Source organism: Candidatus Limnocylindrales bacterium (assembly GCA_035571835.1).
Taxonomy (GTDB): Bacteria; Desulfobacterota; Binatia; order UBA1149; family CAITLU01; genus DATNBU01.
The window spans coordinates 42,134-54,430 of record DATNBU010000043.1 but is presented as its reverse complement, the minus strand read 5'-3'; the positions used below and the strand labels follow the sequence as shown (position 1 = coordinate 54,430).

The window sequence follows — 12,297 nt, the reverse complement described above, 5'->3', positions numbered from 1 at the left end:
CCTCTCTGCATCAGTCGCAGGCGCACGCGCGCAGTGCAGTGCCCTCGGTATCGTATGCCGAACCGGTCGTCGTCGGGGACGTGCAGCGCACTCGCCCGATCCCAAAGGACTGCCAGAAGCAGCCGATGCCATCGAGGCAAGTTCCGTCACCGTACTGCGTGCCCTCGGTGCCGAGCGCTTCCAGCACGGAGTTGCAATCGGCGAACGACGCACCGTCGCTTCCCGCGTAGGTGCGTGTCGCGTCGTTGTAGACAAGCCCCACGCCGCTACAGGTGGCGTCGCAGCTGGCGCCGGCCGCACTCAGATACCAGCAGAAGCCGCCGACGAGCTGTCCACCACTCGGGCACGCACCGGCAATCGTTGTCGATGTCGTCGACGAAGTGGTCGACGTCGTGCTGCTCGTCGAGGTCGTGGTGCTCGTCGTCGTGGTGGTGGTCGTCCCGGCCACGCACTGGTTGTTCACGCACTGGTCGCCCGGGCTGCAGTCGCCACACTGGATGTCCGTGCCGCATCCGTTGTCGATGAATCCGCACTGCGCTCCCAGTTCCGCGCAATCCTGCGGGCTGCAGCAGACCCCGAACTTGTCGCTCGGCTGCAACCGAACACAGAGGTTGCTACGGCAGCTTTTGTGGACGTGGCAGGACGCCCCGGCGGGCTTCCCGCCTGCAACGGCGGCCGCGGGGATCGCGAATACAACCATCGTGACGAATACCGAAAAGATCGATTTTTTCATGAAACCCCCCTTTGCCGGATACCCGGCGATGTCATGGAAAACAGGTGCCATACGGCGCGACTTGGGACAAGCTTCCCGGGCAGGTTTCACCGCGCCGCGGACGCGCGGCTCAGCGCTTGGTGCTTTCGTCCCAGTCGCCGGTTGCCTCGAGCTGGCTCGCGTACTCGGGTGCGCTCCAGTTTCCCGCGAGCACCGCGCGCCGATGGATTCCTTGATCGACGGTGAGCTTTACGAGCCGCTGCGCACCCGCAAACGATTCCACCTCGGGCCCGTCCCAGACGACCTCGGCCGTGCAGGTCAGTTGCAGCAGGTCCCCGGACGCGAAATCGAGCACGAGGATTCCGGCGACGGCATTGCTCACCAGGTTGCCGACGGTGTTGAACAGAAAGTTGCCGCGAAAATCCGGCAGCGTCAGCACGTCGCCGGCCTCGCCGCTGGTCACGCGCACGAAGCCCGGCTTGCCGCCGCGATGGGAGACGTCGACGCCGTCGGCGCCGACCGCAGGTTTTGTCCCGCCGGCGCCGGCGGCCGCCGATGCGATGAACAGCGTGTCGGCGCGGCGGACGATGGCCAAGGCGTCATCCGGGAGTCGGTGCGCGAACGTTTCCGCAGGCGATTCGCCAGACCGCGAGGCCGCCCACACACCGTCGCGAGCCTGGATGTACTGCGGGCAATTGCCGAAGCTCTGATCGACGCGAACGGTGAAGCCTGTTGCGTCGAGCGCCTCGACGGTGCCGTTCAGGCGGTTGCGGCGGCGGGTCGCGAACTCGATCCCGAGAAATCCGAGCGGCGCCCCGACTTCGAGATTGGCGGACAGAGGATCGCCCGGCGCGGGGAGCGCATTCACGCGCAGCGTGGTTGCGTCGGGCGCCGCGATGAATCCGCGCGGCCCCGCCAGCACGGATGCCCACGGGCGGCGCGCGCCGTCGAGGCTTCCGACGAACAGCATCGGCTGCACGGCGAAGAACTGGCGATGCTGCATCGGCATCGCGTCGCGGATGACCGCCCGGCCGACCTCCTCGATGCGCTCGCGGATGCCGTAGCGCTCGTGCACCGCCATCTCGCCGGCATGAAACGGTTCGGCCCGGGTGCGCCGATCGTGGTCATCTGCATTCGACATAGTTCCTCATGACGACGGTTTGCCTCGTGATTGCGCCGCCGCGGCATCGCCGGCGAGGCGACCAGATGACAGTCCCGCCTTCCATGCTATAGCGGCCGGCAGCTTCACCGCACCGGAAAATGTACCAGGTACCATTTTCCAAGTGCGCGACTTTAAAGGAAACATGGCAAGACTCGAAGGGAAGGTCGCGGTCATTACGGGCGCGGCAAGTGGAATCGGAGAGGCCACGGCGCGGCTGTTCGCGTTCGAGAAGGCCAGCGTCGTGCTCGCCGACATCAACGACGATCGCGGCCGCAAGCTCGCCGACGAGATTTCGTCGAACGGCGGCGCGGCGCGCTACGTTCATGCCGACGTTGCGCGCGAAGCCGACGTCAAGGCGATGATCGATCTGGCGGTGTCCGAGCACGGGCGGCTCGACACGATCTTCAACAACGCCGGCTACGGCGGGACATCCGGGCCGATCGCCGAAATCCCGGTCGAAGAGTTCGACGCGACCGTCGGCGTGCTGCTGCGCGGGGTGTTCCTCGGCATCAAGCATGCGGCGCCGGTCATGAGCGCGCAGGGCTCGGGCAGCATCATCAGCACGTCGAGCGTCGCAGGGCTGCGCGCCGGATATGCGCCGCACGTCTACACCGTGGCCAAGGCGGCGGTCATCCAGCTTACGAAGACGGTCGCGATGGAGCTCGGCGAGAGTGGCGTGCGCGTCAACTGCATCTGCCCGGGCGGCATCGCTACGCCGCTTCTCGGCTCCGCGTTCGGTGACGACTCGATGGACGAGAACGCAAAGCTCGAGCTCGTGCGCCAGACGATCGCGATGTTCCAGCCGATCCGCCGCGCCGGTCTTCCCGAAGACATCGCGTCGGCCGCGCTGTGGCTGGCGAGCGATGAGTCGTCGTTCGTCAACGGACATGCGCTCGTCGTCGACGGCGGACTGACCGGCGGCGTGATGTGGTCGATGCAGCCGCCGATCATGCGCGAGCGCCGCCCGCTGTAACGCGGCGACGCGCAACGCCACGAGGCCAGTCACCGCTGCGAAGCGACGTTCGGCGCAACCATGCAAAGCCCGCCAACAGCCATACGCGCAGTCTGCGTCTTCTGCGGTTCGTCGGTCGGAACGCGGACCGAGTACGCCGAGGCCGCCGAGTCGCTCGCCGACGAGCTCTCGCGCCGCCGCATACGGCTCGTCTACGGCGGCGGCAACGTGGGCCTGATGGGAATCCTCGCCGATGCCGCGCTCGCGCGCGGCGTCGAAGTCACCGGCATCATTCCGCGCGGCCTTGCCGACAAGGAGCTCGCGCACCACGGCATCACGCGCCTCGAGATCGTCGATTCGATGCACGCCCGCAAGGCGCTGATGGCCGAGGTCTCCGACGGTTTCATCGCGATGCCGGGCGGGATCGGAACGTTCGAGGAATGGTTCGAGGTGCTCACGTGGACGCAGCTCGGCATTCATCGAAAGCCGTGCGGGCTTCTCGACGTGGGAGGTTATTTCGGTCACCTTCTGTCGATGCTCGACCACTCGGTGGACGAAGGGTTCCTCAAGCCGAAGCACCGCGCCAAGGTGCTGGTCGCGCCCGATGCGGCCGGTCTCCTCGATGCGATGGAGCGCTTCCAGCCGCTCGCCGAGCCGGCGGTGCTCGGAAAGTTCCAGACCTGACTGCACCGGAAGCCGACATGCCTCGTTTTATCGCCGTTCTTTCCGCAGCAACGTTCGCCGCCACCGCGCGCGTGATCGCGATCGCGATCGCCGCGGTTGCGAAGAGCGCGATCGCGACCACCATCGTGATCACAACGGTGGCCACGTGGCCGATTGCCGCGTCCGCCGAGCTTCACGCCGCATCGGCCGCCGATGTCGCGAAGCCCGCGGCCCCGCACGCCGAGGCCCACGCCGCGTCCGCCGACGATCTGGTGCGCGCCGCCGCCGACACGGCGCAGCTCGAAAAGCTCGTCTCCGGCGGTGCTGCGGTAAACGGACATGGAAAGCGCGATGCGACGCCGCTCGGCGCCGCCGCAGCGGCCGGCAACGCGAGCGGCGTTCAGCTGATGCTTCGCCACGGAGCCGCGATCAACGAGCCCGGCGCACGCGGCGCGACCGCTCTCGGCTGGGCTGCGCGTGCCGGCAACGACGCGATCGTGCGCATGCTCCTCGATGCCGGTGCAGATCCGGATGCCGGCGCGGGGCCGTCCAAAACGCCGCTCGCACTCGCGGTCGCGAACGGCCATCTGTCGTCGGCGAAGCTGCTGCTCGAACGCGGCAGCAAGGTGCTCACCGATCCGCAGAAGGCGCGCGCCGTGCTCGAAGGTCTCGTCGAAAGCGGCGTGCTCTCGGGGCGCGAAGTGCCGCGTACCGGCGACGGCGGCACGCCGTCCGACGCGGCGAGCGACAAGGACAGCCGCGAAATGATCTCGTTGGTGGTGCGGCCGATCGGTCCGCTGGTCGCGCAGTCCGAAACGTTTGCCGACGTCGCTGCCGAAGCGGTTGCGCTTGCGGCGCCGCGTCTTGCACCGGTCATGCTCGAGGAGCTCGGCGACCCTGCAAAGCAGCGCTCGTTCCAGACCACGCTGCTGTTCAAGGCCGTCAGCCACAGCCGTCCGATGATCGTCGCGAACGCGATCAAGGACGGCGCCGACGTCAACGAGGCCCGTGAAAATTATGGGACGCCGCTCGCGATTGCCGTGGCGCGCGGCGACGAAGACACGATCGCGATTCTGCTCGCCGCCGACGCGAACCCGGCAGGAAAAGGCGTAGATCCCGCAAAGCTCCCTGCTTTTGCCGGCAAGATGGCCCAGGGGCGCAACGTGCTGCTTCTGCTCGAGCGCGTCGGGGCGATCGATGCACCCGATTCGCACGGCGAGACGCTGCTGTTCTATGCCGCCGCGCACGGCGACGACGGCCTGGTCGCGCTGCTGCTGCGCAAACACGCCAATCCGTCGGCGCGCGTACGGCGCTGGCCGTACGACGAGTGGACGCCGCTCATGGCCGCGGCCGCCGCAGGCAGCCGCCCGATCGTAAGCCGGCTTGTCGAAGCCGGCGCCGAGATCGATGCGCGCAACGCAACCGGGCGCACCGCGCTGATGTTTGCCGCGTGGTACGGGCGCACCGGCGTAGTCGAAGAGCTGCTCGCCGCCGGCGCCGATTCATCCCCCGTCGACCGGCTCGGGCAGTCTGCGCTTCTTCTCGCGCAAAGCTACGGAGATCCGGCGACCGTCGCGGCGCTCCGGCAGCCTCCGGCTCCGCCGGCGGACGAGGCGGCAGAGCGATGAAAGCTCTCTTCGCCGCCCTGCTCTGCGCGCTGACGTGGGCGATGTGCTACGGGCACGGTTTCTGGACTCGCCCGATCCTGGCCGACGACCAGCTCTACTTCTACATGACCGAGCGCTGCGCGTCGGGCGTTCCGCCGCACGTCGCGCAGATGGAAGTAAAGACGCAGCTGCCGACGATCATCGGCGGCGCCGCGCTCGCCGTCGGACGCACGTTCGGCGTAACGGACGTGATTGCCGGACGCGCCGCGTGCGTCGCCGCTGCTGCCATTTCGGCGATCCTCATCTGGCTGCTGTCCGCCGAGCTCACAGGCTTCGACGTGCGGCAGCGCACCGGGAAAGTTCCGCTCTTCGACGCGGCCGTTCTCGTCGGTGCGGCCGGAACGTTCGTGCTGTACGGCGTGTTCCTCGAGTCGGCGACCGGCTTCCAGCCGAAGATGTACATGGTCGTGTTCCTTCTCGCGGCGCATCTCGCGTGCGCGCGGCGAAGGCCGTTCGCGTGCGGTGTGCTCGGCATGTGCGCGTTCCTCTGCTGGCAGCCGGCCGCCCTCGTGCTGGCCGCGTGCGGCCTTGCGACCCTCGTCGACCGCCGTTCCACGTGGAAATCGGTCGCGATGCTGATCGCCGGCGCGCTGCTCGCGCTCGGCGCGTACGAAGCGTGGTTCGCGCTCCACGGTGCGCTCGAAGCGCAGATCCACCAGGAGCTGCTCGCGTTCGGATCCACGCACAAGCCGATCGACTGGCACGAGAGCCTGTGGTTCTTCGTGACCGAGTCGCGCGGGTTCGAGCACTATCCGCATCCGCTGCCTACGCTGTTCCTGGTGGCCGGTGCGATCGCGCTGCTGGCCGCCGTGGTGCGACCGGCGCGTGCGTTCGCGATCGTGCGCGAAAGACCCGGGCTGTTTGCGTTCTGGATCGGAGGGGCGCTCGCCACCACGTTCACGTTCATCGATCACCAGGCGCATCCCGACATGCTGCTTGCGCAGCCGTACTTCCCGGTCGCCGGAGCGATCGCGTCGGGCTGGATCTTCTCGTGGCTGCGGCACAACCCGGGCGGAAAGATCGCGATCGGCGTGCTCACGGCTGCGTTCGCCGCGTGGGTCGCGACCGAAGCGCGTTCCGACGTTGCGCGTGCGGTTTTCAATGCGAGCAACGACCTCGAATCGCAGTACGCCCAGGCGCGCCTCGTCAATCTTTACTACGATCATCGCGGCAGCGTCTGGGGACTCGGCGCGGTGCACCTGATCGGCTTCAACCACAGGGACAACTGGACGCCGGTCGGAAATTTCGGACGCGAGACCGTCGAGCTCGACACCAGGACGTGGCGGCCGCTGCGCAACGAGAAGATGCCGGAGATCATCCTCGCGGGTCGCGGCCTGCGCCCCGGATTCCAGACGTGGCTGATGACCGAGTACATCGACATCACGCCCGCTGTGCTGGCACGCGACCGCATCCGCGTGTTCAGCCGCAGGATCGGAGTGGCCTCGGGATTCGACAAGGGCAGCGCGCCGAAAGCTGCAGCCGGTCCGGAGAGAAGACCGCCGAAGCCCGCGCCCGGTGCGGTGCGCGGAGCGGTGCCGGCCACGAACGCTGCGCGTGGTGCGACGCCGGCGGTTGGTGCGAACCCTGCGCCCGGTGCGAGTGCGAACCCTGCGCGCAGCGCGGCGCCGGCGGCTGGTGCTAACGCTGCGCGTGGTGCGAGTGCGAACTCTGCGCGCAGCGCGGCGCCGGCGGCTGGTGCTAACGCTGCGGGCGGGCCGGCGCCGGCCGCTGGTGCTGCGCGTGGAATCGGGCAACCGCCCGCCGGTGCTCCTCGTGGAAACATGGCGGCGCCGGCAGGACGCGCGCCGGCTGCGCGCGGCTCGACGAATCCGCCGTCAGGGCGGAACGCTCCATAACATCTCGCGCTCGAGCGCACCGGCCGTCTGCGGCGCGGGCGTCCAGTTTCCGTCTTCGCTTCTGCGCCACGCGAACTTGCGCGACGACGCGAACGGGAAAACCCATCCGCTGACCGATCCCGTGGGCTGCAGCACGGCTGCGGTCGCGCCTTCGGATTCGATCTGGCCGCGAAGCTTGTCCCAGACCTCGCTCGCTTCGCTGCGAACCGCGGCCGCGTTGTCGAGCGGCAGCGTCGTCTCGTAGCGAAGCAGCACCGACGGCTCGGATTCGGGACCGCTCTGCGCGAGCGCGAGCAGGCGGATCGTGCGACCCGACGGCAGCGGAACGAGCAGCGAGTCGAGATCGAATCCGCCGACCTCCGGCGCCGGCTTGTCGGAGTGCGCGTTGGCGTCGAGCACGCCCTCGACGTCGGTGCTGGCCTGCGCGATGCCGGCAACCAGCGCTGCCGACAGCGTGTCGTGGTACCACATGCCGGCCGGCGACTTGGAGAAGTCGATGTACTGGTCGAGCTGATCGAGGTCGAGATCGCGGCAGCGCGCGAGCAGCGACGCGTTGACGACCGGCTCGTACGCCGCCGCAACCGCAGGCACGCGCCGCTCGCGGTCGACTTCGGCCTCGAGCGTCGCGAGCGGCAGCGCCTTACGATCGGCGATCGCAACGTTGACGAGTCGCGCGACCACCTTGCCGACAGCCTCGGTCATGTCGAGTGTCTTCTCGAGCGCACCGGTCACTGCCGCGAGGCGCCGGATGCGTTCCATGCGGACCTCGGGCATGCGGTTCTCGCGGATCTCCGCCACGTCGGAGTAGAAGGTTTTCTCCGGGGATTTCTCGCCGCTCCACGCCGTGGCTTCGGAGAACTTCACGTCGTAGCCGATCGGGGTCCTCAGCCACGCCAGTGCGGCCGCCGCAAGGTCGGGGTGCGCGTCGGACGCTTTCTTGAGCTCGGCGCGCACGAACGGCGCGATGCGGGCCTCGGCGAGCGTGCTGACGAGCGTGAGCTGGACCATCTTGCGGTCGCTCTCGCGCAGGCGGCTCCAGTGCGGAGCGAGCAGGCGCAGCGCCTGGGGGCCGAGGCGGCGGATGTGAATGCGTGCCGGCGACAGCTCGTAGAGCTCGTCGGACGGCGCAAGCTGGCTGAGCGACGGCGCGGGCGCGAGTGGAGTCTTTCGCATCGTGCCGCCGCATCCTGCTGCGGCCAGCGAGGCGGCAAGCACGACGGCAGTCGCAACAACGAGGTGACGGCGGTGAGCGCGGCGCGCGCCCGGGACGGCGAAAGCAGCATGCACGCGGCGAGACTACTTGCAGCAGGTGGGGCTGTCGAGTTCAGTCGGACGCGTCGTCGCTGTCTGCGTCGGGCGCATCGGTCGTTTCGGGCGCAGAAAGGAACGACGTGATGCGCCTCAAAAGGTCCACCGTCGCGCGACTCGAGCGAAGCGTGGCGAATTCCTCACGCGAAACGAATCGCGCCGAGCGCGCATCGCAGCCCGCGACTGCTTCGCCGCTGACATAGTCGCAGGCGAGATCGACGATCACGTAGTGGAAGCGCACGCGGCCGTCGTCGTCGCGCACCACCGCATCGAACGCGTGAACGACTGCACCGGCGCGCACGACCACTCCGGTCTCTTCGAGCACTTCGCGCTCGGCCGCCTCGGCGAGCGTCTCGCCAAGCTCGACGCTTCCGCCCGGAAGCGCCCACACCCCTTCCGCCGGAGGTTTCCCCCGCTCCACCACCAGCAGCTTCCCGTCGCGCATCACCAGCGCCCCCACCGCCGCCCGCGGTGCATCGGGATAAATGGGACCAGGTACATTTATTTTTCCCTTGGGAAATTGCGGGTCGCCGGCTAAATCGGGGACAGACACTGATTTTCCGAAATCAGTGTCTGTCCCCGATTTTCCGTAATCGGTGTCTGTCCCCGATTTCGGCATCAGTAGCTTTTCGGGAGGGCGAGGACGTGCTCGCTGAGGTAGTTGAGGGCCATCTCCTGCGAGATCGGCGCGATGCGCATCAGGCGCGACTCGCGCCAGTAGCGCTCCACGTTGTACTCGGTCGCGTAGCCGAAGCCGCCGAACGTCTGCAGCGCGCGGTCGCACGCGCGAAACGACGCTTCGGCCGCGCGCAGCTTGGCCATGTTCGCAAGCGGCCCGGCGTTCTCGCCGCGGTCGTACGTCCACGCCGCCTTCTTCCACATCAGGTCGGCCGCCTCGAGCTCCGAGTGCGAGTCGGCAAGCGGATGCGCGATCGCCTGGTTCTGTCCGATCGGCCGCCCGAAGACCACGCGCTCGCGCGCATAACGAACCGCGCAGTCGATCGCCCGCTGCCCGATGCCGACCGCTTCGGCCGCAATCACGATGCGCTCCGGATTGATCCCGTCGAGCAGGCAGTAGAATCCGCGCCCGACTTCACCAACTACGTCGGCATCGGAGACGACGAGGTCGCGGATGAACACTTCGTTCGAGTTGACCGCGTTGCGGCCGAGCTTGGGAATCTCGCGGATCTCGCAGCAGCTGCGGTCGAGGTCGGCAAGGAACAGCGTCATGCCGTCGAGCGGCTTCACGCACTCCTCGCGCGGCGTGGTGCGCGTCAGCAGCAGGATCTTCTCGGCCTGCTGCGCCTTGGTGTTCCAGATCTTCTTGCCGTTTACGACCCAGTGATCGCCGCTGCGTTCGGCCGTGGTGCGGATGCGCGACGTATCGGTGCCCGCATCGTCCTCGGTCACGCCGAACGAGACGTGAAGCTCGCCCGTCGCCGTCGGCGGCAGCACGCGGCGCTTCAATTCCTCGGAGCCGTGGTGGATGACCGGCCCCATTCCGAAGATCGACAGATGAAGCGTCGACGCCGCATTCATCGCGCCCGCGCTCGAAGCGACGGCATGAAGAAGCGTGCCGGCCGCGAGCACGCCGAGCCCCGAGCCGCCGTACTGTTCGGGAACGAGAATGCCGAGCCAGCCGCCCGCAGCGAACGCGCGATAGAACTCCCACGGAAATTCCTTCGCCGCGTCGTGCCGGCGCCAGTAGTCGTCGTCGAACCCCGACGCGAGACGCTCGGCTTCGACGCGGATGGTCTCGACGTCGTCGGGGAGGGAGAAGTTCATGCGCGGCGCCTGTCTTTCGCTTCGTGCTTCCACTGCGACCAGTGCCGGGCCATCTCCGGCTTCGCGAGAAACTCCGCAAGCTCGCTGATCTGCGGATCGAGGTAGTCGAAGTCGAGATCTTCGTAGCGCGCGAGGACGACGCCTCGGGCGTCTTCGAGATCGCGCGGCCTTTCCGAGATGACCTTCATCAGGATCAGGTCCTCGGGAGAGCAGACCTGAACATCGCATCCGGCTATCGACACGCGCCGTGCGCGGCCAATTGCGATCTTCTCGAACGGAAGCAGACCGAAGATGACGTCGATGCGCACGCCGTCGAGCGAGCGAAACGGAAGCACCCGAACATCGCGAACGAAGTTGACGGGTTGTTCGACCAGGCACTGAAAGGCCGGTTCCAGAATAGCGGCGACGTGCTCTGCCTGATGCTCGGTCGCCCAGATCGTCACATCGACGTCGAGCGTCGCGCGCGGCTCACCCCAGATCGCATTGGCGTGGCCGCCGATGAGCATGTACGGAATTGCCGCCGCCGAGAGCAGGCGCGCCAGGTCCGCGATCGCCCTTTCCTGCGAGTTCACGTGGCGGCGGCGAATCGTGACAATGCGGCCAGTCGCTCGTGCATCGTCACGACGCCGGTGGGATCGAATGGCCTGTCGCGGCTCGAAGCCGGCAGAAGCTCGTACAAAGCCGCAACCGCCGAAATCGCCTGATCCGGACGCATCACCGCAACGCGACCAAGCTGCCACTGCTCGTAACGGGAAAGCGCAGCGTTGCGAGCGCGAAGCTCTTCGCGGGTTCCGAAGAGCCGTCCGTCTTCTCCCGCGCCCGCCATGCTCAGACCGCGATCACCTTCACCCCGCGATCCGCGAACGCTTTCTCGACGTTTCCGGCGAGAAACGCCGCAGCCGGTTCGCTGCCGCGCAGCACCGCGTCCATGTGGGCAAGGCCGAGCGCACGGTTGAAGTCGTACGCGTGCTCGCCGGGGCAGAGCTCGCTCGCAGCCGGCAGCACCTTGGCGATCTCGGCGAACGGTCCCGGCGGCGGCATCGAACGGAACAGCTCGTGCGTGCCTTCGACGTCGTCGCAGAAGTGCATGTGGTCGGCGTTCTCGAGCACGAACATGCGTTTGGTGCCGCCGGTCTTCGCGAGAAGCTCGTGCATGCCTTCGAGCGGAAGCAGCGAATCCTTGTCGGCAACGAGGTAGACCGTCGGCACGTCGCGTCCCCACGAGAAATCGAGCGCGGCTGTCAGCAGCTCGCCGGGAAGCGGGCTCTTGCCGCCGGCCGGTGCGAGCGCGAGCGCAGCGCGGATGCGGCGGTCGCCGCCGGTGACCATAAGCGTCGTCCAGCCGCCGAAGCTGTGGCCCGACATTCCGATGTGGTCGGCTTCGAGAGACGACGGCGCGATGCCCATGTCGCCGGCGAGCAGGCGATCGATCACGAAGCTCACGTCGGCCGGCCGCGCCTTGATGAGCTCGGTGATCATCGGCTCCACTTCCGGCATCGGCTCGCCCATCATCACCTGCAGCGTCATCTGCGCCATGTCGATGACGGTGTTGCCGGTGTGATCGGGCGCCGCGACCACGTAGCCGTGACTCGCGAGATGCGTGCACAGGAACGTCGACTGGCGGCGATGTCCGCCGAAGCCGTGCGAGAACATCACGATCGGCCAGCGGCCATCGGCTGCCTCGGCGCCGCGCACGGCTTTCTGCTTCAGAGGAGGAAATCCCGGCAGCAGGTCGTAGTGGTCCATCGTGGACTCGTCGACGTCCTTTCCCGCAATCGCAGCTGTCGCCGGATACCACAGCTCGACCGGCAGATAGCGCGAACGCGATGCGTCAGAGAGGTCAACGGTACGGACACCAACCGCATGGGGGCCACGGGAAAAAGGATCGTATGTCATAGGCCGCGACCATAGCCCGGGAACCGTTCCGACGGGAAGAGCGGGCGCTCGGGCCGGGAGCAGCCGCGGCGCGGTCGAGAGCAGACGGGCGATGCGGGTCGCGAGGGCCGGTTCGCAATCGGTGACTGCCTGTTAAGGACGCATGAGGTCCGGACTTGCGACACTCGCAATGCCGAACGCGAGCCGAGGCCCGCGCCACGCCGGCAGGCCCGTACGTCGGGTGCGGCCTTGACACCGGGGAGAGGTATCAGTGACTATCGCGCATTCTTCAGATTTCCTGCCGTCCCGAGGCGGCA

General features: G+C 67.7%; 12 protein-coding genes. 4 read left to right on the top strand and 8 right to left on the bottom strand.

All coding sequences use genetic code 11. The features are described 5' to 3' along the window. Window positions 1-10: 10 nt before the first annotated feature. Window positions 11-733 carry a hypothetical protein gene (locus tag VN634_20600; protein ID HXC53297.1) on the bottom strand — a complete coding sequence of 241 codons (723 nt, stop codon included), beginning with the start codon at window positions 731-733 and terminating at the stop codon, window positions 11-13. A 109-nt stretch (window positions 734-842) separates the two neighbouring features. Beyond that, window positions 843-1,853 carry a pyridoxamine 5'-phosphate oxidase family protein gene (locus tag VN634_20595; GenBank protein HXC53296.1) on the bottom strand — a complete coding sequence of 337 codons (1,011 nt, stop codon included), beginning with the start codon at window positions 1,851-1,853 and terminating at the stop codon, window positions 843-845. 163 nt (window positions 1,854-2,016) lie between these two features. Here VN634_20595 and VN634_20590 point away from each other — a divergent pair, with 163 nt between their 5' ends. Genes VN634_20590 through VN634_20575 form a run of 4 tightly spaced genes read left to right on the top strand, consistent with a single transcriptional unit; the run spans window position 2,017 to window position 7,012 of the window. Further along, a complete protein-coding gene (locus VN634_20590; protein ID HXC53295.1) occupies window positions 2,017-2,847 on the top strand; it encodes a glucose 1-dehydrogenase in 831 nt (276 codons plus the stop codon). A gap of 60 nt (window positions 2,848-2,907) precedes the next feature. Then, on the top strand, window positions 2,908-3,510 hold the full coding sequence (locus VN634_20585; GenBank protein HXC53294.1) for a TIGR00730 family Rossman fold protein: 603 nt from the start codon (window positions 2,908-2,910) through the stop codon (window positions 3,508-3,510). A 17-nt stretch (window positions 3,511-3,527) separates the two neighbouring features. Further along, the gene (locus VN634_20580) at window positions 3,528-5,117 is read left to right on the top strand and encodes an ankyrin repeat domain-containing protein (protein HXC53293.1); all 1,590 of its coding nucleotides are present in this window, start codon (window positions 3,528-3,530) and stop codon (window positions 5,115-5,117) included. Further along, a complete protein-coding gene (locus VN634_20575; protein ID HXC53292.1) occupies window positions 5,114-7,012 on the top strand; it encodes a hypothetical protein in 1,899 nt (632 codons plus the stop codon). Before VN634_20580 ends, VN634_20575 begins: the two co-directional genes overlap by 4 nt. Here VN634_20575 and VN634_20570 read toward each other — a convergent pair. The 6 genes from VN634_20570 to VN634_20545 are packed head-to-tail and all read right to left on the bottom strand — an operon-like array spanning window position 6,992 to window position 11,851. Next, on the bottom strand, window positions 6,992-8,299 hold the full coding sequence (locus tag VN634_20570; GenBank protein ID HXC53291.1) for a hypothetical protein: 1,308 nt from the start codon (window positions 8,297-8,299) through the stop codon (window positions 6,992-6,994). The genes VN634_20575 and VN634_20570 overlap by 21 nt on opposite strands. Window positions 8,300-8,336: 37 nt before the next feature. Then, a complete protein-coding gene (locus tag VN634_20565) occupies window positions 8,337-8,939 on the bottom strand; it encodes an NUDIX hydrolase (GenBank protein ID HXC53290.1) in 603 nt (200 codons plus the stop codon). Further along, on the bottom strand, window positions 8,939-10,105 hold the full coding sequence (locus VN634_20560; protein HXC53289.1) for an acyl-CoA dehydrogenase family protein: 1,167 nt from the start codon (window positions 10,103-10,105) through the stop codon (window positions 8,939-8,941). Before VN634_20560 ends, VN634_20565 begins: the two co-directional genes overlap by 1 nt. Then, window positions 10,102-10,677 (bottom strand): DUF6036 family nucleotidyltransferase, encoded by a 576-nt coding sequence (locus VN634_20555; protein ID HXC53288.1) that lies wholly within the window; start codon window positions 10,675-10,677, stop codon window positions 10,102-10,104. Before VN634_20555 ends, VN634_20560 begins: the two co-directional genes overlap by 4 nt. Continuing rightward, window positions 10,674-10,931, bottom strand: coding sequence for a hypothetical protein (locus VN634_20550; GenBank protein ID HXC53287.1), 258 nt, complete (start codon window positions 10,929-10,931; stop codon window positions 10,674-10,676). The genes VN634_20555 and VN634_20550 overlap by 4 nt, the downstream gene beginning before the upstream one ends. A gap of 2 nt (window positions 10,932-10,933) precedes the next feature. Next, window positions 10,934-11,851 carry a dienelactone hydrolase family protein gene (locus VN634_20545; GenBank protein HXC53286.1) on the bottom strand — a complete coding sequence of 306 codons (918 nt, stop codon included), beginning with the start codon at window positions 11,849-11,851 and terminating at the stop codon, window positions 10,934-10,936. Window positions 11,852-12,297: the final 446 nt, after the last annotated feature.